20 protein-coding genes and 1 tRNA gene are annotated in these 24,563 nt (G+C 60.0%); 11 read left to right on the forward strand and 10 right to left on the reverse strand.

The window, feature by feature from the left end; genetic code table 11:
• Positions 1 to 155: 155 nt before the first annotated feature.
• On the forward strand, positions 156 to 1,352 hold the full coding sequence (locus BJ917_RS07535; protein ID WP_096512573.1) for an amino acid aminotransferase: 1,197 nt from the start codon (positions 156 to 158) through the stop codon (positions 1,350 to 1,352).
• A 232-nt stretch (positions 1,353 to 1,584) separates the two neighbouring features.
• On the forward strand, positions 1,585 to 1,794 hold the full coding sequence (locus BJ917_RS07540; protein ID WP_096512574.1) for a hypothetical protein: 210 nt from the start codon (positions 1,585 to 1,587) through the stop codon (positions 1,792 to 1,794).
• On the opposite strand, the gene BJ917_RS07545 is transcribed toward BJ917_RS07540, so the two are convergent.
• Positions 1,791 to 2,021, reverse strand: coding sequence for a hypothetical protein (locus BJ917_RS07545; protein WP_096512575.1), 231 nt, complete (start codon positions 2,019 to 2,021; stop codon positions 1,791 to 1,793). The genes BJ917_RS07540 and BJ917_RS07545 overlap by 4 nt on opposite strands.
• A gap of 230 nt (positions 2,022 to 2,251) precedes the next feature.
• Between BJ917_RS07545 and BJ917_RS07550 the strand changes: the two genes are divergently transcribed.
• Positions 2,252 to 2,327: transfer RNA gene (locus tag BJ917_RS07550), tRNA-Asn, on the forward strand.
• 126 nt (positions 2,328 to 2,453) lie between these two features.
• Here the strand turns inward: BJ917_RS07550 and BJ917_RS07555 are convergent.
• From BJ917_RS07555 to BJ917_RS07565, 3 genes are all read right to left on the reverse strand, one after another.
• The gene (locus tag BJ917_RS07555) at positions 2,454 to 5,201 is read right to left on the reverse strand and encodes a methyltransferase domain-containing protein (protein WP_158602469.1); all 2,748 of its coding nucleotides are present in this window, start codon (positions 5,199 to 5,201) and stop codon (positions 2,454 to 2,456) included.
• A 294-nt stretch (positions 5,202 to 5,495) separates the two neighbouring features.
• Positions 5,496 to 8,543, reverse strand: coding sequence for a heme utilization protein (locus tag BJ917_RS07560; RefSeq protein WP_096512577.1), 3,048 nt, complete (start codon positions 8,541 to 8,543; stop codon positions 5,496 to 5,498).
• A 392-nt stretch (positions 8,544 to 8,935) separates the two neighbouring features.
• The gene (locus BJ917_RS07565) at positions 8,936 to 10,453 is read right to left on the reverse strand and encodes a nucleobase:cation symporter-2 family protein (protein WP_121102902.1); all 1,518 of its coding nucleotides are present in this window, start codon (positions 10,451 to 10,453) and stop codon (positions 8,936 to 8,938) included.
• A 246-nt stretch (positions 10,454 to 10,699) separates the two neighbouring features.
• Between BJ917_RS07565 and BJ917_RS07570 the strand changes: the two genes are divergently transcribed.
• Together BJ917_RS07570 and BJ917_RS07575 are read left to right on the forward strand one after the other, a co-directional pair.
• Positions 10,700 to 10,981 (forward strand): BrnT family toxin, encoded by a 282-nt coding sequence (locus tag BJ917_RS07570; RefSeq protein WP_096512579.1) that lies wholly within the window; start codon positions 10,700 to 10,702, stop codon positions 10,979 to 10,981.
• 3 nt (positions 10,982 to 10,984) lie between these two features.
• Positions 10,985 to 11,311 carry a BrnA antitoxin family protein gene (locus tag BJ917_RS07575; protein WP_121102904.1) on the forward strand — a complete coding sequence of 109 codons (327 nt, stop codon included), beginning with the start codon at positions 10,985 to 10,987 and terminating at the stop codon, positions 11,309 to 11,311.
• Between the two features lie 63 nt (positions 11,312 to 11,374).
• On the opposite strand, the gene BJ917_RS07580 is transcribed toward BJ917_RS07575, so the two are convergent.
• A complete protein-coding gene (locus tag BJ917_RS07580) occupies positions 11,375 to 12,202 on the reverse strand; it encodes an arylamine N-acetyltransferase (RefSeq protein ID WP_096512581.1) in 828 nt (275 codons plus the stop codon).
• Between the two features lie 112 nt (positions 12,203 to 12,314).
• Positions 12,315 to 13,109 carry an exodeoxyribonuclease III gene (locus tag BJ917_RS07585; protein ID WP_121102906.1) on the reverse strand — a complete coding sequence of 265 codons (795 nt, stop codon included), beginning with the start codon at positions 13,107 to 13,109 and terminating at the stop codon, positions 12,315 to 12,317.
• A 175-nt stretch (positions 13,110 to 13,284) separates the two neighbouring features.
• On the opposite strand from BJ917_RS07585, the gene BJ917_RS32245 reads away from it, so the two are divergent.
• Positions 13,285 to 13,599 carry a hypothetical protein gene (locus BJ917_RS32245; RefSeq protein WP_121102908.1) on the forward strand — a complete coding sequence of 105 codons (315 nt, stop codon included), beginning with the start codon at positions 13,285 to 13,287 and terminating at the stop codon, positions 13,597 to 13,599.
• Positions 13,600 to 13,654: 55 nt separating this feature from the next.
• Here BJ917_RS32245 and BJ917_RS07595 read toward each other — a convergent pair whose 3' ends face one another.
• The 4 genes from BJ917_RS07595 to BJ917_RS07610 form a co-directional block, all read right to left on the reverse strand.
• Positions 13,655 to 15,061 (reverse strand): DUF1254 domain-containing protein, encoded by a 1,407-nt coding sequence (locus BJ917_RS07595; protein WP_096512584.1) that lies wholly within the window; start codon positions 15,059 to 15,061, stop codon positions 13,655 to 13,657.
• 141 nt (positions 15,062 to 15,202) lie between these two features.
• The gene (locus BJ917_RS07600) at positions 15,203 to 16,774 is read right to left on the reverse strand and encodes a GGDEF domain-containing protein (protein WP_121102911.1); all 1,572 of its coding nucleotides are present in this window, start codon (positions 16,772 to 16,774) and stop codon (positions 15,203 to 15,205) included.
• Between the two features lie 250 nt (positions 16,775 to 17,024).
• Positions 17,025 to 17,813 carry a lipopolysaccharide biosynthesis protein gene (locus tag BJ917_RS07605; protein ID WP_096512586.1) on the reverse strand — a complete coding sequence of 263 codons (789 nt, stop codon included), beginning with the start codon at positions 17,811 to 17,813 and terminating at the stop codon, positions 17,025 to 17,027.
• A 94-nt stretch (positions 17,814 to 17,907) separates the two neighbouring features.
• Positions 17,908 to 19,659: a murein L,D-transpeptidase gene (locus tag BJ917_RS07610; RefSeq protein WP_121102913.1), complete on the reverse strand. Its 1,752-nt coding sequence runs from the start codon at positions 19,657 to 19,659 to the stop codon at positions 17,908 to 17,910.
• Between the two features lie 83 nt (positions 19,660 to 19,742).
• On the opposite strand from BJ917_RS07610, the gene BJ917_RS07615 reads away from it, so the two are divergent.
• The 5 genes from BJ917_RS07615 (at position 19,743) to copD (ending at position 24,519) form a co-directional block, all read left to right on the forward strand.
• The gene (locus BJ917_RS07615) at positions 19,743 to 20,447 is read left to right on the forward strand and encodes a murein L,D-transpeptidase catalytic domain family protein (protein WP_096512588.1); all 705 of its coding nucleotides are present in this window, start codon (positions 19,743 to 19,745) and stop codon (positions 20,445 to 20,447) included.
• A 102-nt stretch (positions 20,448 to 20,549) separates the two neighbouring features.
• Entirely contained in the window at positions 20,550 to 22,247 is a 1,698-nt protein-coding gene (locus BJ917_RS07620) for a copper resistance system multicopper oxidase (protein WP_121102915.1), read from the forward strand.
• A gap of 10 nt (positions 22,248 to 22,257) precedes the next feature.
• Complete coding sequence (locus BJ917_RS07625; RefSeq protein WP_121102917.1) at positions 22,258 to 23,160, forward strand: copper resistance protein B; 903 nt, start codon at positions 22,258 to 22,260, stop codon at positions 23,158 to 23,160.
• Between the two features lie 54 nt (positions 23,161 to 23,214).
• The gene (gene copC, locus BJ917_RS07630) at positions 23,215 to 23,598 is read left to right on the forward strand and encodes a copper homeostasis periplasmic binding protein CopC (protein WP_096512591.1); all 384 of its coding nucleotides are present in this window, start codon (positions 23,215 to 23,217) and stop codon (positions 23,596 to 23,598) included.
• A gap of 3 nt (positions 23,599 to 23,601) precedes the next feature.
• Entirely contained in the window at positions 23,602 to 24,519 is a 918-nt protein-coding gene (copD, locus tag BJ917_RS07635; protein ID WP_121102920.1) for a copper homeostasis membrane protein CopD, read from the forward strand.
• The last annotated feature ends 44 nt before the right edge of the window (positions 24,520 to 24,563 follow it).

The raw sequence follows: 24,563 nt of genomic DNA on the forward strand, positions 1-24,563 counted from the left end.
AAAAATAATCCGAAAAACTTACCTCAAAACCCGAATCGTCTGTCGCCATCGATTGCAGATGGCCTCTATACTAGCTCCCCGTTTGTGCACCGCTCTAGTGCATTCGGCTGGAGCGCGACACGTCCGTCCACTCCCCTATCAGAGCCGCCGCAAAAATGAGCCTGTTCTCCGCTGTCGAAATGGCACCACGCGATCCAATCCTGGGCCTCAACGAAGCATTCAACGCCGATACCCGTACTGACAAAGTCAACCTGGGGGTTGGTGTTTACTGCAATGAGGAGGGGCGAATTCCACTCCTGCGCGCCGTTGTCGAAGCCGAGACGATTCGCGTCGCTCAACACGCTTCCCGTGGCTACCTGCCCATCGACGGCATCGCTGCCTACGACCAGGCCGTGCAAAAGTTGCTGTTCGGCAATGACTCGCCGCTGATCGCCGCCGGCCGCGTTATTACCACCCAGGCCGTTGGCGGTACCGGCGCCCTGAAAATCGGTGCCGACTTCCTCAAGCAACTGCTGCCGAACGCCGTCGTGGCGATCAGCGACCCGAGCTGGGAAAACCACCGCGCACTGTTCGAAACCGCCGGCTTCCCGGTGCAGAACTACCGCTACTACGACGCGGCGACCCACGACGTGAACCGCGCTGGCCTGCTGGAAGACCTGAACGCCCTGCCAAACGGTTCGATCGTTGTGCTGCACGCCTGCTGCCACAACCCGACTGGCGTCGACCTGAGCCCGGCGGACTGGAAAAACGTACTGGAAGTCGTGAAAGCCAAAGGTCACGTACCGTTCCTCGACATGGCCTACCAGGGCTTTGGCGATGGTATCGACGAAGACGCCGCTGCCGTGCGCCTGTTCGCTGAATCGGGCCTGACCTTCTTCGTCTCCAGCTCGTTCTCCAAGTCGTTCTCGCTGTACGGCGAGCGCGTTGGCGCACTGTCGATCGTCAGCGAATCGAAAGAAGAAAGCGCGCGCGTACTGTCGCAAGTCAAGCGCGTGATCCGCACCAACTACTCCAACCCGCCGACCCACGGCGCAAGCATCGTCGCTGCTGTACTCAACAGCCCGGAACTGCGCGCCCAGTGGGAAGCCGAACTGGCCGAAATGCGCCTGCGTATTAAGGGCATGCGTACCCAGATGGTCGACCTGCTGGCGCAAAACGCCCCGCAGCGCGATTTCAGCTTCGTCGGACGTCAGTGCGGCATGTTCTCCTACTCCGGCCTGAGCGTCGAACAGGTTCACCGCCTGCGCAACGAATTCGGCATCTACGCCCTGGACACCGGCCGCATCTGCGTGGCTGCGCTGAACCAGAGCAACATCAAGGTTGTAACGGATGCGATCGTTCAGGTGATCTGAACCGCATCGTGAGACGAAAAACGGGAAGCCTTTGGGCTTCCCGTTTTTTATGGCTGCAGATAATTCCCGATGGACTGACCGAGACCTCTAAACTGCACATAAATTAAATGTGGGAGCGAGCCTGCTCGCGAATGCGGTAATGAACTCAACACATCATTGACCGAATTGACGCTTTCGCGAGCGGGCTCGCTCCTACAGGTTTTATGTACACCCCGACTCTGACGAGAACGACATGAAAATCGATGACCTACGCGCTGATCGCGGTGACCGCGACGACCTGGATGACTTCATCCCCCGCACCCCGGCCAAACGCGGCAATAACCTGGTGATGCAAGTCGCAGCCGGCGTGTTTCTCGGCGGGCTGGCCTTGTGGCTGGTGCAACTGGGCGCCACTGCGCTGTACGCCAAGCTGATGCTCGGTACGATCACCTTCGGCGGTTAAGCCAGTTCGGTCGCGCGCTGGCTGGCGGCATCGTCAAACGCGACATAGAGCGATTCAGCGACCTGGCTCTTGATCGCCTTGGTGCTTTCAAGACCCAGGACAAACCCTTCGGCCTTGCCACCCGCGCGATTCAATTGTTCAGCAGTATTGGCCTGGGTGATTGCATCGAACAGCTTTTCGGCGTGAGGGCCGACACCTTTGGGCAGGCTGATCTGAGCGATGCTCATGGGAACACCTCATTGATTCGAGGCATTGAAGGGGTCAAGTGAGTCATGGCGCGTACCTTTTCGGCGAATGGCCGGTAGCGCGTGCAACCACTTCCGGGCGGTCATGGTAGACCCATGAAGCGATTCTGGTAACCGCCAATCACCGATAAACCACCGTCTGTCCCATTGAATCCGTCAATTTGCAATCACATGCTTGACTTCTCTTTTTGAATCAGTAACATAGGCGCCATTCCGCGATAGCTCAGTTGGTAGAGCAAGTGACTGTTAATCACTGGGTCCCTGGTTCGAGTCCAGGTCGTGGAGCCAGACAGCAATACCGAAAAGCCCCTGAATCGAAAGATTCAGGGGCTTTTTTGTGGCTGGAGCATGCGGATAAACAAAAACGCCCGAGGCAATTTCCAATGCCTCGGGCGTTTTGCATCACCGCTGCGCTTATTTGCGCCGCGCGTACAGTTCCATATGGGCCCTGTAGCGATTCGGGATGGTCATGTCGACCACCTCGAAATGACACTCGGCCAGCAAGGCAATCAGGCGCTCGCGGCTGAAGTGGTGAAAGTTTTCCAACTCTTGCCAATACGGATTAGTGCCGGCCGCATCCATGACTTTCCAGCTCGAAGAGTTCAGATCCGGTAGGCCAAGCACCAGCACGCCACCCGGGCGCAGCAGTTGGGCGGCCTTGAGCAGCGCCTCCCGTGGATAAGCCACATGCTCCAGCATATCCATCATCGAAATGACATCGAAGGTGGCATCGAACAGGTGGACCATGAAGTCTTCATGCACGGCGTTGAAGCCCAATTGCCGAATTCGCGCGACAGGCTCCTGGCGTGCATCCAGGCCTGCACTGGCAAAACCGTAGTCAGCCGCCAGCATGAGCAACGAACCGTCGCCGCAGCGGGCATCCACCCAGGTTGGCTGGCGGGACGAGCCCAGCACTGCACGGTAGCCGCCCAACACATTCACGACCTTATCCACCACCGGCGCCCAGGCCGTCCGCCTGGCGTCGTAATTATCAGCAGCAATGACCAGCCGATTGGCGTCGGCCTTGCGCGCAACTTCGGTAGCGCCCGCCGAGGTCCAATGGTGACGCGTATGCACATGCCCGCATGACGCGCATTTCATCCACTCAAGAGAAGGCGGCAGAGCGGCATGCCACAGTTCATGCCCGGTGCAGTTGGCAAACCCCACCGCTTCACTGCTGCCCTGGCACAACGGGCAGGCCGGATAGGTTTCTTGCAGTGGCGTCGCGACTGCCTCGACTTTTGCTTGATCGATGCTCGGCGGTTCGACCGGCCCGCAGTCCGGCACATCGATATGGGCCCCCTTCTCGCCTCGACGATGCTGACGGGTCATCATCTCGATCGCCGTTTCGAAGTTACGGGTAAACCGCAGCGTATCAAACAGCGGTGTCGTCAAGCGATTGGCAGCGACTTTGGTACGCAGCGCCGCCCGATACCCGGCATCGGTGCCGATGCGCCTGGCGATGCGCACCATGTCGTCATGGTCAACACCCACCAGCTCCGGCAGCTCCATGGCGTTGAGCAGGCTCTCGCTGACCCGCGACGAGAAATGCTTCCCGCGGGAGGTGATCACCGGAACACTGGCCCAGAGTGCATCGGAGGTGGTGGTATGGCCGTTGCACACCAGGGTGTCGAGGACAGCGTCGGCCAGTTGCAGACGGGCCAGGTGATCCTGGGGTGCGGCAAACGGAGCGAAGATCAGGCGTTGCGGATCAACGCCGGCCAGCTGCGCATAGTGGGTCAGGTTGGCAATCGCCTCGTCGCATTGGCCCAGCAGCCAGAGCACGCTGTCCGGCACTTCGGCCAACACCCGCAGCCACACGGTAAAACTGGTGCGATCGATCTTGTAGGATTGGTTGAAGGCACCGAACACCACCTTGTCGTCCGGTAGACCGTGGGCGGCGCGGTTGGCCGGCTGAGCAGCGGCACTGCGTTTGCGATCGTTGCACTGGTAGGTGTGCGGCAGGCGGCAGAACGCTTCGGGATAAAAAGGCGTGCTGCTGTCAGGCGTAACGAAGCGGTCCGAGACGATGTAGTCGATGTCGTTGTTCGCTGCGCTGCCCGGGTAACCCAGGTAAGCCACCTGCAGCGGTGCCGGTCGGTAAGCCATGATGCCCGGACGACCACCGCCGGTGTAGAGCTTCAGATCGAAGAGGATATCCAGCTGGTCGGCGGCGATGCGCTCGGCGGCCTGCTGGTCGCTCATGGAGTGGATGGCGACCAGATGTTCACAGCCATTGATGAAACGCTGGCGATACTCGGAAATATCAAAAGCACTGTAATCGTAGGCAAACACTTCGAAGCGATCACGGTCGTGGGACTCGAACAGCCCGGCCATCAGGTGCATGGTCGCGTGATTGCGAAAATCGCAGGAAACGTAACCCACACGAATCCGCCTGCCCTGGCGTGGAGCGACAGCCTGCACCGGCAAAGGCTCGGCCGCCGGCACCATGCGCTTGACATAGGCCTGGGTCACGCCGAGGTTACGCGCTTCGTCCGGGCACCAGGTCAGGTGTGTCAGCGGGTATTCCTGAGGCGCATCGAATACGCCCTGATCGTACCAGGCACCGATCTTTTGCTGCAGCGCCTCGACCCATTCCCACTCGCAGGTGAAGCGCGCGGGCACCAGGGCCGCACCGACCACCGCAGGGTCTTCGGGCGCCAGCTCAATGATTTTCTTGAAGGCGCCCGAGGACTCTGCGTAAAGGTCATTGCTTTGCAGGAGCAGGGCTGCGTGGGTCAACAGCCTTGGGTTGGAACTGACCGTCAATTGGCGGCGGGCAAACTCGATGCCTTCCTGCTGGCGGTTGGCGTTGAAGTACGTGGTGATCAGCGCGTCCAGCACTTCATCGCTGTCGGGGACCTCTTCCTGGGCCTTGAGCAGGCACTGCAAGGCGTCGTCAGTGCTGCGCATGGCGGCCAGCAATACGCCGGCGGCCAGCCAGTTGCGCACGCCGGCGCCCTTCTCGGCCGCTTGCTTGAACACCGCCACGGCTTCGACAAAGCTCCCGGTCAAGCGCAAGGCTTCGGCCTTGAGCCCAAGCAGGGCAGGATGTTCCGGCTGCTGGCTCAGCAATTGATCGAGTTCGGGCAAGGCCTCGGCAGAACGGCCGCCAGTGATCTGTTCGAGTAGCGCCGCAAGACGCCCTTCTGGATTGGTCATAGGGTCAGGTTTTCGAAAGAAATGATCGCGAGGTCGCGACGAAGACATCCGGCGATGTCCGGTGTTGGAAAAAAAACTGGCAGGCGGACCACGGGAGGTACCTCAGGAGTCAAAGCAGCGGCTCATCCTAAATGGGCACATCCGGATTCGTCCAGAACCAGGGGATGAAAGCAGGAGGCCGGCAGTCGCCTGCCGAACCCCCGCGTTCAAAAGCACTCGATGCACCGGCGCTTGAACATGCCGTGCTGATGCGCGGCATGGACAAGCGTCGTTTCATGAGCCTGGGTGGCGTCCTTACAGGGTCAGATACGGGATCTGAGTTGTAGAGAGCGTACCCAGTTGGGTGGAGGTCATGGCGCCGACCTGAGTGTGGGTCAGTGCACCGACCTGGGAGGTCGACAGTGCACCGATCTGCGCCGTGGTCAGCGAGCTCACCTGCGTGGTGGTCAGGGCAGCAATATCCTTGGTAGTGATCGCTGCAACCTGTGCGGTGCTCATGGCCGCCAGAGTCGAAGTCGAGATACCCGCTACCTGCGCGACCGACAGCTGACCGACCTGAGTGGTGGACAGGTTAGTACCCAGCGCGCTGACCTGGGTGTACTTCAGGGCAGCGACCTGACTGCTGGTCAGGGCGGTGACCTGGGCACTTGCCAGAGCGCCGGCCTGGGCCGTCGTCAGGGCGCCGATATCAGCTACCTCGATCGCCTGAACCTGAGTGGTGCTCAGGCCGTTCAGCACCGAAGCCGCCAGACCCGATACCTGGGTGGTCGACAGGGCTGCGATTTCCTTGGTCGAGATCGCCTGCAACTGAGTCGTGCTCAACCCGGCCAGCAGCGAGGTGGTCAAACCAGCGGCCTGAGCCGTGGTCAGAGCGCCGAGCTGGGTGGTGGTGAAGTTCTGGCCCAGCGAGCTGACCTGGGTGTACTTCAAGGCTGCAATCTGGCCGGTGGTCAGGCTACCGACCTGAGCGGTCGACATCGCCGTCATCTGCGTGGTCGACAGTGCGCCGATATCAGCGGTCGAAACCGCTGCCACCTGGGCGGTGCTCAGGCTACCGACAACCAGGCCGGTGACCTGGGTGATGTTCAGTGCAGCGACCTGGCCAGTGGTCAGCTTGGCGGTCAGCGTGCCGACTTGAGTGGTCGTCAGCGCTGCCACCTGGGCAGTTGTCATGGCGGCGACACTGGTTGTTCCCAGAGAGCCCAACTGAGTGGTTGTCAGCGACGCGATATCACGGGTGGCAATGGCAGCAACCTGGGCAGTGCTCAAGGCAGCGATGGCAGTCGTGCTGATACCCGCTACCTGAGTGGTCGACAGTGTGCCGATCTGACCAGTGGTCAGGTTGGTGGCCAGCGTGCCGACCTGGGTGCTGGTCAGTGCTGCAACCTGTGCAGTGACCAGAGCGCCGACCTGGGCGGTGGTCAACGAGCCCAATTGCGCGGTCGACAGGGCGGCCACGTCTTTGGTCGAGATCGCCTGAAGCTGAGCAGTCGTCAGGTTACCCAGCGCCGTGGTCGACAGGCCGGACACCTGCGCGGTGGACAGGGCAGCAATGTCCTTGGTCGAAATCGCCTGCAACTGAGCGGTGCTCAGCGAGCCCAGAACGGTGGTCGACAGACCTGCTGCCTGAGTGACGGTCAGCGCGCCAATCTGACCGGTCGTCAGGTTGGTCGCCAGTACACCGACTTGGGCGGTGGTCAATGCCGTGACCTGGGCGGTCGTCAGCGCGGCGACACCTGCCGTTGTCAAACCGCCCAACTGGGTGGTGGTCAACTTCGCGATGTCCGCGGTGGAAATCGCGGCGACCTGAGCGGTGCTCAGGGCGGCCAACGCGGTGGTCGTGAGACCCGCAGCCTGCAACGTGGACAGCGTACCGATCTGACCGGTGGTCAGTTTGGCAGCCAGAGTGCCAACCTGGGTGCTGGTCAGTGCTGCGACCTGGGTGGTCACCAGTGAGCCGACCTGGGCCGTGGTCAGGGCGCCGACCTGAGTGGTCGAGAGCACGGCAACGTCTTTGGCCGAAATGGCCTGAAGTTGAGCGGTGGTCAGGTTACCCAGTGCGGTGGTCGACAGGCTCGCTACCTGCGCCGTCGACAGGACAGCGATGTCCTTGGTCGAGATGGCCTGCAGCTGGTTCGAGCTCAGCGAGCCCAGAACGGTGGTCGACAAACTGCCCGCTTGAGCGGCAGTCAGTACGCCAATCTGCGTGGTCGACATTTTTGCCGCCAGAGCGCCGACCTGGGTGTTGGTCATTGCCGTGACCTGGGCAGTCGTCAGGGAGGCGACGTCTGCGGTGGCAATGGCGCCCAGTTGGGCAGTGGTCAGTGCCACGATGTCTTTGGTCGAAATGGCCGCCAGCTGAGTGGTGGACAGCGCGGCCATTGCCGTGGTGCTCAGGCCTGTTGCTTGCGTGACCGACAGTGCGCCGACCTGGGCGGTGGTCAGTTTGGCCGCCAGGGTGCTGACTTGGGTACCGGTCAACGCGCCCGCCTGGATGGTCGTCAGCGCGTTAACCTGGGCAGTCGACAGGGCGCCGACCTGAGTGGTCGACAGCGCGGCAACGTCCGTGATCGAAATGGCTTGCAGCTGAGCGGTGGTCAGGTTGCCCAACGCGGAAGTCGACAGGCCCGATACCTGTGCAGTCGACAGCAGAGCAATGTCCTTGGTCGAGATCGCCTGCAACTGAGCAGTGCTCAGGCCCGCCAGTGCGGTGGTGGTCAGACCCGAGACCTGACCGGTGGTCAGTGTGCCAATCTGGCCGGTCGACAGCTTGGTGGCAACGGCGCCAACCTGCGCAGTCGTCAGCGCGGTGACCTGAGCGGTGGTCATTGCACTGGCGGCCGTGGTCGACAGAGCGCCGATCTGGGCGGTCGTCAGCGCCGCAATGGCTTTGGTGCTGAACGCTGCCACTGGAGTGGCGGTCATGGCACCCAGCACAGTGGTGGACAAGCCTTTGACCTGAGTCGCCGACAGCGCACCGATCTGGGCAGTGGTCATGTTGATGGCCAGTGCACCGACCTGAGTCGCTGTCAGGGCGGAAATCTGGGTGGTGGAAAACGCAGCCACCTGAGTGGTGGTCAGCGCGGCAACCTGGGCAGTAGCGAGTGCGGCGACATCCTGGGTGTTCAGCGCGCCCAGCTGCGAGGCATTAAAGGCTGCAATGGCGGCCGTGCTCAGCGAGACAACGTCGGCAGTCGACAGCGTGGCAATCTGGCTGGTGGTCAGAACCGCAGCTTGCGCAGTGCTGAGCGCGGCAATATCGGAAGTCGACAGTGCCGCGATCTGCTTGGTTGACAAAACGGCGATTTGAGCCGTTGACATTGACGTGACGATGGAGGTCATAGGGTTAACGTTCCTTGGAAGAATTGAGTAGCTGGCACCCTTAATCACTCTCGCATCGCCGCAAAACGAATCCACGAGTCTGTGCCATGTTCGAAGAGTTTATCGACATGGCCATTTGATACTTTAGGGATCAGGGAAACATTTAGTAACTGGCGTCGGGGCAAGCGGCAGCGGCCCTTCCTTCTTTAATAGGGATAGCGCAAATGGCTGGCCGTTTTTCTGTTTTGCAGCTTCGCTGGAAGGCTGTAAACCATTGATTCAGAAGGTTTTGTCTGACGCGTGGTAAGGGCGATTCCTTTGACCGGGCGGCTCAGGGGTTTTTGTGGTCGATAGAACAGCAAAAAGCCGATCTGTCTATTCAACAGATCGGCCCTTTTCATTCGCAATGAACGTCAGACATGCTCACCGCTCTTGGCATGCACCGCCCGCGGCTCTCCATGCCCGTGGTCTACTTCCACCACCGGAATCTCTTTCCCGTCGCAATCGTGCAGTTTGCCGTCACTGAAGTAATCCCCTTCGCGCAATGCCGCCAGATCCTGATAACGCAAGACCCGCTCGGTCCCCGCCGCAAACACCGACTGCTGGTCGGAGTTGCCGGCCGTGAGGTGGTTGAAGGTCAGGTTCAGTACGATGGCCATGATGGCCGAGGAGCTGATGCCCGAGTGGAAGATCGTGGAGAACCAGCTTGGGAAGTGGTCGTAGAAGTTCGGTGCGGCAATCGGGATCATGCCGAAGCCGATGGAGGTGGCGACAATGATCAGGTTGACGTTGTTGCGGTAGTCGACCTTGGACAAGGTCCGAATGCCACTGGCGGCTACGGTGCCGAACAACACGATTCCGGCCCCGCCGAGGACGGAGGTCGGCACGGCGGCGATGACCCGGCCCATGAATGGCAGCAAGCCGAGAATCACCAGGAACAGGCCTCCGGTGGCCACTACATAACGGCTCTTGATTCCGGTGACCGCCACCAGCCCGACGTTCTGGGCGAACGCGCTCTGGGTGAAGGAGCCGAAGATCGGCGCAACCATGCTCGACAGCATGTCGGCCCGCAATCCGTTGCCCAGCCGCTTGGAGTCAACCTTGGTGCCGATGATTTCACCGACCGCCAGGATGTCCGCCGAGGTTTCCACCAGGGTCACCATGACCACAATGCACATCGACAGGATCGCGGCGAAGTGGAACGTCGGCATGCCGAAATGGAACGGTGTGGGGAAACCGAACATCGGGCCCTGGGTCACGGACGAGAAATCCGCCATGCCGAGGAACACCGCGATGATCGTGCCGATGACCATCGCCAGCAGGATCGACAGGCGGGAGATGGTGGCGCTGCCAATCTTGCTCAGCAACAGCACCAGCACCAGTGTCACCGCCGCCAGGCCGATATTGGCCATGCTGCCGAATTCCGGGACATGGCTATTGCCACCCATGGCCCAGCGAGCGGCCACCGGCATTAAGGTCAGGCCGATGGTAGTGATCACGATCCCCGTGACCAGCGGTGGAAAGAACTTGGTGATTCGAGAGAACACGGGCGTGATCAGCAACCCGATCAGGGACGCCGCAATCACCGCGCCCAGAATAGACTGAAACCCGCCCTCCCCACCGCTGCTGACAATCGCCACCATTGTCGCAACGCCGGAGAACGACACGCCCTGCACCAGCGGCAACTGACAACCGAAAAACGGTAAGCCCAGGGTTTGCAGCAACGTGGCCAGCCCCCCCGCAAACAATGAAGCAGCAATCAACAAACCAATGTCCGCCGGCGACAGCCCGGCAGCCTGACCAATGATCAAAGGCACCGCGACGATGCCACCGTACATGGTCAGAACATGTTGCAGGCCGTAAGCCATATTCGCGCCGATCCCGAGATTTTCGTCTTCGGGCCGTTGGTATGAAACATGGGGCGTTTTCATGTTAGGGGGTTCCCTGGTTTTTGTTATGCGCACACTGTATGCAAGACTCAGGACAAATGTCTATAGAGTTGTATACAACTTGCCATTCAAATTATGAACGGTTGGTCATGCAGGCTGTGTGCCATCGCGCCATAAACCTTGAAATACATCCTCCCGGCCCTCTTTCCCGCGCCCGCTAGTCTTTTGAGTTCCTGGCGACCCTCGGGCATGGTCGCCCCTCTTTCATATACATATAACGTATGCATAATGAAGCCATTCGAAATTCAGTTTCACAAGGCAAAGAACGCAGCCAACAAACTCAAGCACAAGGGCATCAGCCTCGCCGACGCAGAACCGGTGTTCCATGACGAATACGCCCTGACCCTTCAGGACGATCACCATGATGAACAGCGCTGGATCACCATCGGACTCGATGGCAAAGGTCGTTTGCTGGTGGTTGTGTACACGTGGCGTGATCCAAATTTCGTTCGAATTATTTCGGCGCGCCTCGCCAGCAAAAACGAGCGCCGCCAGTATCTGGAGGCTTGACCCATGAAAGACGAGTACGACTTCAGCCTTGCCAAGCGTGGGGCCGTTGCCACCAGCAAAGGCAAGACCCGAATCACCATCATGCTCGATGATGTCGTCATCGAGGCTGCACGCGCCCTGGCAGAGAGCGAGGGGTATGGTTACCAGACCGCAATCAACAACACCCTGCGCCGGGCGCTGCTGACCGAGCAGGGCAAAGTTACAGAGCCCGGCACTGCCGGGCACCTCAAAAAGGGGATCACGAATTCGGAGCTGAAGAGCCTGGAGAAAAAACTTGCGGAAGCCCTCAGGGAAATTCATCGCGTGATGGAGCCTGAAGCCAGGCCCTAGGCTTGATGCAATACGGGGCAGATTGTTTCAATCTGCCCCGTTTTTGTGTGCGCGATAACGCGCTTATTGCGGCTCGATCAGGCGCTCAAGCGTACGCATCAACGTCTCATTGGCCGGCACCCGGATGCCGAATTCGTTTTCCAGCAATGCGGTCAGCTCCTGCACATCGGCCACCTGCCGGCGTTCGCTGTCGCGGCCCATGCGATGGATCGCAAAATTGCCATTGTTGAGGGTGCGTCGCCACCCCTCCCCGGTCCGCGCCACCATCAGTTGCCTGGCGAACGATGATTCGGGATGGGTCGAGACGTACCAGTTGCCGACCGAGTAATCGATATCTTCCTGGCGCTGCAAATCGAAGATGTACATCGCTCGCCACTCGTCCCCGACCTTGGCACGCAGGGTGTAGCCGTCAGCGTGCTGCTCGATGCGATAGGGTTCGTGGGGAGTGAGCTGTTCAGCCCGGCTATCGAGCAACAGTGGCGCGGTGGGCACCATGCCGCCGAAGCCGACATCGGTGATGTAGCGCACACCGTCCAGGGTCACCAGGCTCAAGCGATGCGTTCGGGCAGTCCATGCACCCTCGGGCTGGCCCATGACCACGCGGCCGCTGATGCCACGCGCGTCGAAACCCAACTCTTGAAGCAAGGCGAGGAACAGATTGTTGAGTTCGTAGCAGTACCCGCCGCGCTCGCCGTGCAGGACCTTGCGCTCTACCGATGGCAAGTCGATCAGCACCGGTTCGCCCGACAGCGTGGTGAGGTTTTCAAACGCGAAGGCACCGGTGTGGCGCAGTTGAAGTTGACGCAAAGTCTCCAGGGTCGGCGCCGGGGGCGCATCGAAGCCCAGGCGTTGAAGGTACAGTCCACGGCTCGTCAGGCGTGTCTCGCTCATCGTTCAGTCCTTATGCACGCAGGCGACGGATCGTTCCGCCAATGGGCGCTATGTATAAGGGATGAACCGCTGCCGCCGACAATTGATTTAGCCAATCGCCCCGCTGGAAACATTAATGACGCTTTCGCGAGTCCAGTTGAATCCAGGTCGGCGCATGATCACTGGCATGGGGTTCGTTGCGCACCCAGGCATCGACGCCAGCGTCCTGCAAGTAAGGGCTCAACACCGGATTGAGCAGCAGATGGTCGATGCGCAACCCGGAGTTCTTTTGCCAGTGCTGGCGAAAGTAGTCCCAGAAGGTGTAGAGCCGATCCTCCGGATACAAATATCGCAAGGAATCGGTCCAGCCTTGATCCAGCAAACGCTGGTAACACTCGCGGCTTTGCGGTTGCAGCAAGGCATCCTTGAGCCAGGAGCGCGGGTTGTAGATGTCCAGGTCGGTGGGAACCACGTTGTAGTCACCGGCCAGCACCACCGGGTGTTCGCTGCTTTGCAGCACCTGCGCATAGCGGATCAGCCGCTCGAACCACGCCAGCTTGTAATCAAATTTCGGTCCCGGTTGCGGGTTGCCATTGGGCAGGTACAGGCAGCCCACCACCACCCCGTGCACGGCGGCTTCCAGATAGCGACTGTGGCTGTCGCCCTCATCGCCCGGCAACCCTCGCCGGCTCTCCAATGGCTGTGCATCCCGCGCCAGAATCGCCACCCCGTTCCACGACGCCTGGCCCTGCCAGATCGCACCGTAGCCGATGGCCTCAAGCTCGGCGGCGGGAAAGGCGCTGTCAACCGACTTGAGCTCCTGCAAACAGGCAATGTCCGGCTGCTCGCGATCAAGCCAGGCCAGCAGGTTCGGCAGCCGGGCACGCATTCCGTTAACGTTGAAGGTCGCAATCCGCAGTTTTTTCATGGTCGCCGTTCCATTTGGCCGGGTGTCAAGGTTGTGACCTCGATGCCTCACGGTGGTTGCGATGGTTGGAGGTTTGCCTTTTTACTCCACGCACACCACTCGTCATCCAGCCGGCACCAACCCGCCCGCCTTTCACACCAACATCAGGTAACGACTCATTTTTGGGAGACGGACCATGATGAACATCAAAGTCGCTTCACTCTTTCTCGCCGGATTATTGTCTGCAACGTCGCTGGCGTCCTTTGCCGCATCGGGCGAGGACGCGGATGCGACAGGCACCAAATCCCGCGCAACCAGCGGGCCCGTCATGCCGCCCGACAACACCCCCGCCTCGCCCTCTGGCGGCAATGCCGGTGATGGCGGTGCAACCGGATCCTCAAGCGGCAGTGCCGGTGGCGCCAGCGGTTCCGGCTCTGGTTCGGGTGCCGGTGGCGGCACCGGGTCGGCAGGCGGTGGAACCGGTGGTGCTGGCGGTGGGACAGGCACCTGAACGCGTAAAGGCGGCCGATGGTGAACTGTCGTCGGCTGCCTCCATTACCTGACACCTACATCTGCTTGACCGGCGGCGGATTCCACTTGCCGTTCAACGCCTCCGCCTTCGGCCCGTACAGGCGCATGGTCAGGTTGAACGGCCCTTCAGGCGCCGGCAGCCAATTGGCTTCAAGCTCCTTGCCGGGGCTTTCTTTCTGGAAATAGAGGTCCAGCGAACCATCGGCGTTGTTCTTGAACGGCATCCAGCTGCTCACCGCAAAACGGTTGAGCCCATTGCCGACCTGAAAGCCTTCGGGATCGTACAGGGTGATCGACCAGAACGCGTTCACCGGCGGCGCCTCCCCTTTGGGGAAATGCAGCACGTATTTATTTGCACCGTCGAGCGCCTTGCCGTTTGCATCGCCTATGTTCAATGGATAAATCGCATCCTCGGGCAGATTGGCGCCGAGCCCCACCTGGGCAACGACCGCGCGCTTGAGATAGTAGTTGCCATAGACACCCATGGTATCGGTGTTCATCGACCAGCCATTGACCACTCGTGCCAGGGTTTCCACTTTCCACTTCATCAACGCCTGCGCTTCTTCAGGCACGGTTTGCAGCGCAGCCTTGATTTCAGGCTCCAGCGCGTCCATGTCGAACGGCTTGCCGGGCTCGAGGCCGATCCGCTTGATCTGCGCCAGCATCGGTTGATCGGTGCTGTGGGCCGGATGCACGCTGAGCAATTCGGCGGCATAAGCGAAGTATTTGGCCGCCGGCAGGGTGTCGACCTGGATCTTCGGCGGGGTCTTCATGTCCACGGCCGGGTCGATCTGGACACTGACCGGTTCCGCGCTTTTACCGAGTCGCGACAGCGGCGTCACGGTGTAGCCCGCCTGGATCTTGTGCACGGCCGCGTAGTCCGCCTCGCCGTCGGTCTTGGTCCGGCCGATGACCCAGACAAAAGGCGTCGGCGCCGGCAAGTGATTCAACCCGGCAGGCACCGTGCCGCTCCAACCCGGTGGCGTCACCAGAAACTGCGCAGCGTCGGTGCCTGTGGTGCGCCAGCCTGGCGAGGCGAACACGTCGCTCCACATGTCGAGCATCGGCAGCAAATAGAAACGCCCGGCGGTGTCCGGCGCGGAGATGACCAGCGGTTCCTTGGTCAAGTCGAGCCAGGCGATCGAATACAGGGTGTCGAAATTCGAGCGCACCACCCCTTTGAAACTCGCGGGCGGATACTGCGGCACGCTCACAAACATGTTCATCGGACCTTTGCCAAACTCCTTGCCCGGCTCGATGTTGGTGAACTGCTTGCGGGTAATGTCCATGGTCAGCAGCGGGTAGAAATAAACGTAGGCTTCAACGCCAATGGCGTGGGCTTCCTCGGAAGTGATTTTCGATTGCGCGTGACTGGCCAGTGGAAAGATAGCGGAGGCTGCAAGGGTGAGAGCTACGGCTGTCAATGCTCGGGTTATCAACATGTTAGCGATCGTCCGTGCGGTGGGAACACCTGCCGAAGCCGGCAGCGCTAACGGAACTCTAGACGATCAAATGAACGGGAACTGACAGGCGGACGACCGGCTCGCCGGGGTGTTGCGCAGATGAAACAACAGGACAAGCGCTCAACGATCCGAACGCATCAGCGCCTCGACGCCGCCCTCCATCGACAGCACGGCCGAACGATTGCGCCCCGAATGCTTGGCCTGATACAACGCCGCGTCCGCCCGCTGAACGAACACGTCCATGCTGTCCTGCCCCGTCGGCACGAACGAATAGCAACCAAGGCTGACCGTCACATAACCAATGGGCGATCCGGTGTGGCTGATGTTCTTGCCCATGACACTGCGGCGGATCTGTTCGGCAATGGTCATGGCGCCATGAATGTCAGTGTCGGGCAGCAACACCGCAAACTCTTCACCGCCGTAACGCACCGCCAGGTCGGCCTTGCGATGACAGCAACCTTTCACTGCCCTCGCGACTTGGGCCAGGCAATGATCCCCGACCACATGGCCATAGGTGTCGTTGTAACATTTGAAGTAATCGATATCGAGCATGATCAGGCTCAACGAGCTTTGCTGTCGTGCGCCGCGTCCGAACTCGATCTCCAGCGCCCGCTCGAACAACCGGCGATTGCCCAGGCCGGTCAGGCTGTCGTGGGTGGCGATGAGCTCCAGCGCTTGCTGAGCCTCGCGCAAATCCGCCTCGACCCGCTCACCGACACGCACCTGCCGGATGAAGACCCAGCCGAACAGACCGACGCCGAGCATGACCAACGCGACAATGACGCTGGAGCGAAACGCCGTGTCGTACCACCCCGCCAGAATCGAATCCCTGGACGATGCCGCCGAAACCACCAGCGGGTAAGCCTCCAGCTGCCGGTAGCCAAACAACCGCACGACGCCATCCACCATCGAAGTAAACATCGCGTTACCGGAGGGCGCCTGGGGCAGGAGGTTCTGGAAGATTTCGCCCTGGGCCAACGACGTACCGATCTGCGACTCCACGAACGGCCGCCGCGCCAGCAGCGTTCCATCGGTCAACGCGACGAACATCGAACCGTTGTCATCAATGCTGAAACTTTTGAAGAACTGGTCGAAGTACGACATCTTGATACCGGCCAGCAAGACGCCCTGGAACTGACCGTTCCTGTCGTTCACCCGCTTGGAAACCGGAATGATCCATTCGCCATTTTCCCGGCTGCGAATCGCCGGGCCGATGTGCGCCACGGACGTCACATTCTGCTGGTGGAACTTGAAGTATTCGCGATCCGCCACGCCGGGACCACGGGGCAGACTCTCGAACGAGGTCACGACCCATTGGCCCTTCTGGTCAAACAGCAGGATCCCGTGTAATTGGTCCAGCGCCTGCACCCGCCGGGCGAAGGTTTTTTGCAGACGGGGCCGCAGAGGCGCATCGAAACCGTCGACCTGGATCCAGTCCACCAGACTGGTCAACACCAGATCGGCCTTCATGAACGTATCTTCGGCCTGCTGCGCCATCGCCCGCGTCAGGTTCGACGAGGCGACCTGGGCCTGGCTCAGGTCATGACGCCGGGATTGCTCCAGTTGCAGATAAAGCAAAGCGCACAGGCACAGACACACCGTGGCAATAAACAATACCGCGGCCTTGCGCAGCGGTATGCGTTTCAATGCAACGCCGGGGGTGGGGTGCGGGTCGTGAAAGCGTGTGGGCAAAAAAGCTCATCCTTCAAGGGCAACGCCTGGGCACCGGCCCAAAAGCCCTTAATTTTTGTGCGCGTAGTCTACGGGGTTATCGGGGATAAATGGGAGTCCCCGATCAAGCGATTCAGATACGTTGTGGTCGCCCCCTGCCCGATCGCGCATCAAGCAGAGCACAATGGGCGCCAGTGGCGTTTTTGCGGGTGAAATAGAGCCAGGTACAAGCAAAAAAAGCGCCTGTTTGTTTACCGATCAAGGACGGGAGTCAGATGAGCCTGTCAAGTTCATCGAGCGTCACTCGAGGAACCAGATTTGTAGGGATCCTTGAGTTAGCGGATAAGTTGTAGACCTGAAAATCTTTGTTCATGACGTATTTCGACAAAATCTCAAACGACGGCAGGATTCTCGTAAAGAAATGCTCATCGAGCACACAGGGAGAGGTGAACTTGCCTGCTACTTCGTAGAATCGGCCCACCGACGGGTCCAGATCGACTCCCACCAGGAATACCTTGCTGAACCCCACGTGATAGGCAAGTTGTAATGCCAGATAAGCGACCGTGCGAGCATCAAAGAAACCGCGCTTGAGATTCTTGCTGAAGCCCAGGGTTTTATTGCGGCCATTGCCAAGTTTACGGCTTCTGATCAGCTCGTCATCGCTACGGAACAGATCTCGCCATGTCAGTTTCGGCGCCCGCCTCAGCAGATACAGATCGCCCTGGGGCTTGAGCGTGGTATGCCAGACATGGCTTTCCCATAGTGCAACCCGCTCGCTGAGACGCATGGCTTGCGTAAAAAGATCTGGCTGCTGTTCGGAAAAACCCTGATCGGTACACACATAAAAAAACGGCTTGATACCTGTCCCGGTAAATTTCGAGATGGCACCGTTCATGGTAATCATTGGAACATCGGCGTACCTGTGCAAAGGAAAATCTTTGGCCGATGCCCCTGAAGCAATGATGAACACTGAACCTTTTTGAATGTTGCGGCACTCATCGAGGCCATGCACACGAGGCTGACCTTTGGTGAATGACGAGTTTTTCTGCGCAACAACCATCTTTGAATTCCCTATCCATGCCGAACGATCATCTGTGACTCGTTTTCATTACGATAGTTTTCATCGGAAAGCATCCGGACTTTTTTTCCGACGACTATTGCTCGCCTTTCCCTGTCACCACCAGTGGGTTTTCTGCCTGCGGTATTTCCAGGGCCGGCAGTTTCGAAGGCAAGTTCAACTGTTGCAGCACCGGACTGTCGTAACCATAAACGTCCGGTTTGAACGTTACCCGCCCTTCTTTACTCAGATCGACCGTCCAGTAAGCCAACAGCACCGGCACCCTGACCGGGAGCCTGATGTTTTCAGTCTTGCCATTGGCCAACTGTTTTTGAATGCCCTCGCTGTTCCAGCGTGCCGGGTCGTTGAATAACAGTTCGACTAATTGCAGCGGGTTTTCCACCCGGATGCAGCCGGAACTGGTGGCACGTACGGACTTGGCGAACAGCTCGCGATGGGGCGTATCGTGCAGATAGATCGCATAGTCGTTGGGGAAGCGAATGGCCACCTGCCCTAATGAATTATCAGGACCGGCGTCCTGGCGCAGTGTCAGACCGCGGGCGTTGTACCAATCGACAGTCGCCGGATCGAGCACGTTGCCGTCGCGATCCAGGACTCTGATCCGGTTGGCCGCCAGGTAATCCGGGTTCTGTTGAATCTTGGGCAGCATATCCTTGACCAGAATCGTCGGCGGCACGGTCCAGGTGGGGTTGAAGGTGACGTAGGTGATCTCGGACTGAAACACCGGCGTACTGCGAATCGGCTTGCCGACCTGTACCCGGGAACGCCAGATCGGTTGACCGTCGCGGTACAGCGCCACTTTGTAGCCTGCAATGTCGACGACGACAAAAGTGCCCCGAAGCTTGTACAGCAACCACCGCGCCCGCTCCATGTTCACCCGGACCTGATCGATCCGAGCCTCGACCGGCACATTCAGCGCCGCCAGGGTCGTCGCCCCTGCCACCCCATCCGCGCCCAGGTACTGTTCGACTTGATATTTCTTCACCGCCGCGATGACTTTATCGTCGTAATCGCTGCGTTTGCTCTTATGTGGCTCCAGATACCCCCCGGCCACCAGACGGGCCCGTAACTGGGCGACTGCAACACCGTCCATCCCCGGCTTGAGCGACTGCCCCTCGGCGACCTTCGGCCAACCGCCCGCATCCCGAACCTGACGCAACTGCGCCAGCGCCTCGCGCATGCTGCGATAAACCGCCTCTTGCGGCGGAGCTTTTGCAAACGCGCCTGCCACGTCGTGATCATCGAGGGCGACGAAGAAACTGTTCACATCTTCACGGGGATCAACCCCCACCGGGTCGAAATTCCAGTGAAAATCCAGCCGGGACGGATCGACTTTACCGCGCCGCAATTGCAGCAGCGCGGTGATGTAGGTGCGGGTCAACCCGATATCGAAAGCCGCCGATTGCGCCGGCGTTGGCGCGCTAGCCTGCATTGCCAGTTGCGCCTGGAGCAGTTCAGTGCCCCGGTAATCCGCAGGGTTCAAGCCATCGAATGCGGTCTCGTTCAGGCTTTTGAACAACTGGGTGACATCGCGCCCATTCGTCCAGGCGGCACGATAGTTGCGATGGGAATAGAAATCCAGGACGACGCGGTTAATGTCCGTGCGCTGGTGCTTGCGAGAAGTGAGCAGTGGCGGGAACGCCGATTGCAGAGGTTCCAGCACCGCCTGGATCGCCTGGCCAACCCCATCGTCAGGCGCCGCGGACACCGTGCTAACTGGAGGAGATACCTGCACGATCGGCGAAGTTTTACCAAAAGCAGTGCCGCTGATCAGAAAGACCATAAAAAATACGCGGCTTATGACGAATAACCTTGTTAATTGCACCATGGATAATCCTTAATCTCCCACAAATCAAAAAGCTAGCGTTCCACTCGCTGCTAGACTCGACATATTCCTGATGAGATTTACTTATGGCGCTACATCGCTTTGGCTTTCTACTCACAGCGCTGCTGTTGACGTCGGCCTTCATACCCACAGCCTACGCCGATTCGCTTGAAGTCGCGCTGGCCAAAGCTGCCCCCAATGCCAATGCCAAGGTCATCGCCCTGGCGGTACGCGCCACCCAATGCACCCGCGCCCTGGGCGCGGCCCCGGCACAGAGACTAGCAGTGATCGACTACTCCCTCCCTTCGACCGAGCAACGGTTATGGGTGTTCGACCTGAAAAAGCGCAAATTGCTGTTCCACGAACTCGTCGCCCATGGCCGCAACAGCGGCGAAAACATGGCCACCCAATTCTCCAACCAGAACGAAAGCTACGCCACCAGCCTCGGCCTGTTCCGCACTCAGGAAAGCTATCGCGGCCAAAATGGCTATTCCTTGCGCATGGAAGGGCTGGAGCCAGGCTTCAACGATAACGCCTTTGACCGGGCAATCGTCATCCACGGTGCACCGTACGTCAGTCCGGTACTGGCTCGTGCCAACGGCCGAATCGGCAGAAGCCTCGGCTGCCCTGCAGTAAGGCCGGCGATTGCGCATCGGCTGATCGACTCAATGAAGGACGGGCAGTTGCTGTTTTCCTACTATCCCGATCAACGCTGGCTGAAGTCTTCTTCATACATTAATTGTGGGAGCGGCACGGTAGCGTCCTCCGAAAAGACTACGACGCGTCAGTAACCACCGCCCCGCCTGTCAAAACTGTAATCCCCGCCTCAGCCTGCTGAAAGGCAGCGCCCGTTAGCCTCGTCGACACGTTCACCAGGCTGACGGAAAAACGGCATGCACTCCAACACTTCAAGACGCACCTTCGTCAAAGGGCTGACCGCCGGCGGACTGCTTGGCGGCCTCGGGTTATGGCGCACACCGGTCTGGGCAATTACCAGCCCCGGCGAACCGCAAATGCTGGCCGGCAGCGATTTCGAGCTGTTCATCGGCGAAACCCCGGTCAACATCACTGGCAACCCACGCACCGCAATGACCATCAACGGCAGCCTGCCCGGCCCTCTCCTGCGCTGGCGTGAAGGCGACACGGTGACCGTGCGAGTAAAGAACCGACTCAAGGACAACACCTCCATTCACTGGCACGGCATCCTGCTGCCCGCCAACATGGACGGCGTACCGGGTCTGAGTTTCAAAGGCATAGAGCCCGGTGGCCAGTATGTCTATCAATTCAAGGTCCGGCAAAACGGCACCTACTGGTACCACAGTCATTCCGGCTTGCAGGAACAGGCCGGCGTCTACGGACCGCTGGTGATCGATGCCAGGGAACCGGAGCCCTTCCAGTACGACCGCGATTACGTGGTGATGCTGACCGACTGGACCGACGAAGATCCGGTCAGTCTGATGAAGACCCTTAAGAAACAATCCGATTACTACAACTACAACAAACGCACCGTCGGCGACTTCATCCACGATGTCAGCGAGAACGGCTGGGGCGCGACGATCGCCGATCGCAAGATGTGGGCCGGGATGAAGATGAACCCCACCGATCTGGCCGACGTCAGTGGCGCCACGTACGCCTTTCTGATCAACGGCCAGGCGCCGGACGCCAACTGGACGGGAATGTTCCGTCCCGGTGAGAAACTGAGGCTGCGGTTCATCAACGGCTCCGCGATGACCTACTTCGACGTGCGCATTCCCGGTTTGAAAATGACCGTGGTCGCTGCCGACGGTCTCTACGTCAAACCGGTGGATGTCGACGAGTTTCGCATCGCGGTGGCGGAGACCTTTGACGTGATCGTCGAGCCGACCCTCGACGCCTACACCCTGTTCGCCCAATCGATGGATCGCACGGGTTATGCCCGTGGCACGCTGGCGGTGAAGGCCGGTTTGTCGGCGGCTGTGCCACCCCTGGATCCGCGTCCCCTGGTCACCATGGATGACATGGGAATGGGTGGGATGGACCACGGCAGCATGGCCGGCATGGACCACAGCGCCATGGCCATGCCCGGCATGCAAGCCCATCCCGCGTCGGAAAACGACAACCCATTGGTGGACATGCAGGCCATGACCACCTCACCCAAACTCGACGATCCGGGCCTCGGCCTGAGAAACAATGGTCGCCGGGTCCTGACCTATGCCGACCTGCGCAGCACCTTCGACGATCCGGATGGCCGCGAGCCCGGCCGCACCCTCGAGTTGCACCTCACCGGGCATATGGAGAAGTTCGCCTGGTCGTTCAACGGCGTGAAGTTTTCCGACGCCGAGCCGCTGCTCCTCAAATATGGCGAGCGCGTCCGGGTGGTGCTGGTCAACGACACGATGATGACGCACCCCATCCACCTGCACGGCATGTGGAGCGACCTCGAAGACGAGAACGGCGACTTCATGGTGCGCAAACACACCATCGACATGCCACCGGGCTCCCGACGCAGCTATCGGGTCACCGCCGATGCGCTCGGGCGCTGGGCTTATCACTGCCATCTCCTGTACCACATGGAAATGGGCATGTTCCGTGAAGTTCGCGTGGAAGAATGAGGCGCTACCCATGATCAGGCTCACCCCTATAGCCTTGGCCCCCATCGCCTTGGCCCTCGTCACCCTCGGGCCGACGCTTTCGTCGGCGATAGCAGCCACCCATGACATGCAGGGCATGGACCATGGCCAGATGACCGGAATGGACCATAGCCAGATGCAGCCCATGGATCACGGCCAAATGCAGCCCGCTGCACCGGCCGAAAGCCGTACACCCATCCCGCCGCTGACCGAAGCCGACCGCGTCGCTGTCTACGCAAGCCCCAAGGGCCACACCGTGCATGACCGCGCGCTCAACTCACTCTTGCTCGCTGACAAGCTTGAGTGGCAGGACGCCGACGACGGCAGCACCCTGGCCTGGGATCTGTCGGGCTGGATCGGCGGCGACATCGATCGCCTGTGGCTGCGATCCGAAGGCGAACGCACCAACGGCAAGACCGAAGATGCTGAAATCCAGGCACTCTGGGGCCACGCCATTTCGCCGTGGTGGGACCTCGTGAGCGGCGTGCGCCAGGACTTCAAACCCGGCCCCCCGCAAACCTGGGCCGCCTTCGGCGTACAAGGCATGGCGCTGTACAACTTTGAAGCCCAAGCCACGGCCTTCCTTGGCGAAGGCGGCCAGACCGCTGCGCGTCTGGAGGGCGACTACGACATCCTCCTGACGAATCGACTCATTCTGCAGCCGACCGCCGAACTCAACTTTCACGGCAAAAACGACCCGCAGCGCGGTATCGGTTCCGGGCTGTCCAACAGTGAAGCCGGCCTGCGCCTGCGCTATGAAATCCGCCGGGAATTCGCACCTTACATCGGTGTGACCTGGAACCGCACTTACGGCAAAACCGCCGATTTTGCCACCGACGAAGGCGAGGACCGCAGCGAGGCACGCCTGGTTCTCGGTGTGCGCATGTGGTTCTGACCCCAATCATCCAATCACCCACAATCAGCCGCTTCAAGCGGCAAGAGGCCCTGCATGCGCACGTTCAAAACCATCGCTATTGCCATCGCATTTTCAAGCGGACTGCTACTGAGCGCCCTCGCCCAGGCCCACCCGAAACTGCTCTTCTCCATACCCGCCGAAGGCACGGAGGGCTCAGCGCCGGGAACCATCGAATTGCACTTTTCCGAAAACCTCGTGACCCAGTTTTCCGGGGCGAAACTGGTCATGACCGAAATGCCCGGCATGGCGCACTCGCCCATGCCCATGAAAGCCAAAGTCAGCGGCGGCGGCGATCCGAAAACCATGCTCATCACCCCCGTCTCTCCGCTGCCTGCGGGCGCCTACAAAGTCGAGTGGCGCGCGGTATCGTCGGACACCCACCCGATCACCGGCAATGTCGCGTTCAAAGTGAAGTGATCGATGAGCGAACTGGCCAACATCACCCTGCGTTTTGTGCTGTACACGGATTTGATGCTGCTGTTTGGAGTGGCGCTCTTTGGTCTGTACAGCCTCAGAGGACAGGAACGGATTTCGGGGATGGTGTTGCCGTTTCGCTCGCTATTGAGGGGAACCATCCTGCTCGGCGTATTGATGTCCGTCGCCGGCATGTTTTTGCTGGCAAGTGCCATGAGCGGTGAATCAAATATCGCCGCACTGTACCCGCACATTGAAATGATGGTGTTGGAAACGGACGTTGGGCGGGCCTGGTTGGTGCGGATCATTGTGCTGGTTGTCGCTGCAATCGCAATGATGCTCAACCGACGTGCACCTGGCGCCAGCTTGCTCGTCGCGACCATCGCTGGCGGCATCGCCCTTGCTTCCCTGGCCTGGAGTGGCCACGGGGCAATGGATGAAGGCGCCTGGCATTTCACCGCGGACATTCTGCACATGCTAGCGGGTGGCGCCTGGCTTGGTGCACTGGTTGCGTTTGCCTGGATGTCACAGACCGACGCACTGCAAACCGAAAATCGCATCCGTCTGCTGGCTCGAGCCGTTACCCGGTTTGAATCCGTCGGCGCAGTGATCGTGGTTGTCATCGCGGTGAGCGGGGTTGTGAACTACCTCTACATCGCCGGGCCCAAACTGTCGCTCGGCACCTACGGTATTTTGCTGTTCGTCAAAGTGGCGCTGTTTGCAGGCATGCTCGTACTCGCCGCGCTGAACCGCTTTCATTTAGGGCCGACGCTTGAGCGTTCTTTGCGCGATGGGCAGTATCGAGTGGCGGCGAATGCGTTGCGGCGCAGCGTCATGGTGGAGCTCGCAGCAGCGGTGTTGATTGTGGGATTGGTGGCGTGGCTTGGAACCTTGAGCCCGGAAGCAGAAATCGGCGACCTGTAGCGGGCGCCCGTTTCCCCTGAAAGTTTCACTACACTCCCCCGTTC

Origin of the sequence: Pseudomonas sp. WPR_5_2, assembly GCF_003634475.1 — a bacterium.
Classification (GTDB): Bacteria; Pseudomonadota; Gammaproteobacteria; order Pseudomonadales; family Pseudomonadaceae; genus Aquipseudomonas; species Aquipseudomonas izuensis.

Excerpts from the sequence above, each read along its gene's own strand:
- BJ917_RS07535 (WP_096512573.1), top strand. The coding sequence starts at position 156 with ATGAGCCTGTTCTCCGCTGTCGAAATGGCACCACGCGATCCAATCCTG.
- BJ917_RS07540 (WP_096512574.1), top strand. The coding sequence starts at position 1,585 with ATGAAAATCGATGACCTACGCGCTGATCGCGGTGACCGCGACGACCTG.
- BJ917_RS07545 (WP_096512575.1), bottom strand. The coding sequence starts at position 2,021 with ATGAGCATCGCTCAGATCAGCCTGCCCAAAGGTGTCGGCCCTCACGCC.
- BJ917_RS07555 (WP_158602469.1), bottom strand. The coding sequence starts at position 5,201 with ATGACCAATCCAGAAGGGCGTCTTGCGGCGCTACTCGAACAGATCACT.
- BJ917_RS07560 (WP_096512577.1), bottom strand. The coding sequence starts at position 8,543 with ATGACCTCCATCGTCACGTCAATGTCAACGGCTCAAATCGCCGTTTTG.
- BJ917_RS07565 (WP_121102902.1), bottom strand. The coding sequence starts at position 10,453 with ATGAAAACGCCCCATGTTTCATACCAACGGCCCGAAGACGAAAATCTC.
- BJ917_RS07570 (WP_096512579.1), top strand. The coding sequence starts at position 10,700 with ATGAAGCCATTCGAAATTCAGTTTCACAAGGCAAAGAACGCAGCCAAC.
- BJ917_RS07575 (WP_121102904.1), top strand. The coding sequence starts at position 10,985 with ATGAAAGACGAGTACGACTTCAGCCTTGCCAAGCGTGGGGCCGTTGCC.
- BJ917_RS07580 (WP_096512581.1), bottom strand. The coding sequence starts at position 12,202 with ATGAGCGAGACACGCCTGACGAGCCGTGGACTGTACCTTCAACGCCTG.
- BJ917_RS07585 (WP_121102906.1), bottom strand. The coding sequence starts at position 13,109 with ATGAAAAAACTGCGGATTGCGACCTTCAACGTTAACGGAATGCGTGCC.
- BJ917_RS32245 (WP_121102908.1), top strand. The coding sequence starts at position 13,285 with ATGATGAACATCAAAGTCGCTTCACTCTTTCTCGCCGGATTATTGTCT.
- BJ917_RS07595 (WP_096512584.1), bottom strand. The coding sequence starts at position 15,061 with ATGTTGATAACCCGAGCATTGACAGCCGTAGCTCTCACCCTTGCAGCC.
- BJ917_RS07605 (WP_096512586.1), bottom strand. The coding sequence starts at position 17,813 with ATGGTTGTTGCGCAGAAAAACTCGTCATTCACCAAAGGTCAGCCTCGT.
- BJ917_RS07610 (WP_121102913.1), bottom strand. The coding sequence starts at position 19,659 with ATGGTGCAATTAACAAGGTTATTCGTCATAAGCCGCGTATTTTTTATG.
- BJ917_RS07615 (WP_096512588.1), top strand. The coding sequence starts at position 19,743 with ATGGCGCTACATCGCTTTGGCTTTCTACTCACAGCGCTGCTGTTGACG.
- BJ917_RS07620 (WP_121102915.1), top strand. The coding sequence starts at position 20,550 with ATGCACTCCAACACTTCAAGACGCACCTTCGTCAAAGGGCTGACCGCC.
- BJ917_RS07625 (WP_121102917.1), top strand. The coding sequence starts at position 22,258 with ATGATCAGGCTCACCCCTATAGCCTTGGCCCCCATCGCCTTGGCCCTC.
- copC (WP_096512591.1), top strand. The coding sequence starts at position 23,215 with ATGCGCACGTTCAAAACCATCGCTATTGCCATCGCATTTTCAAGCGGA.
- copD (WP_121102920.1), top strand. The coding sequence starts at position 23,602 with ATGAGCGAACTGGCCAACATCACCCTGCGTTTTGTGCTGTACACGGAT.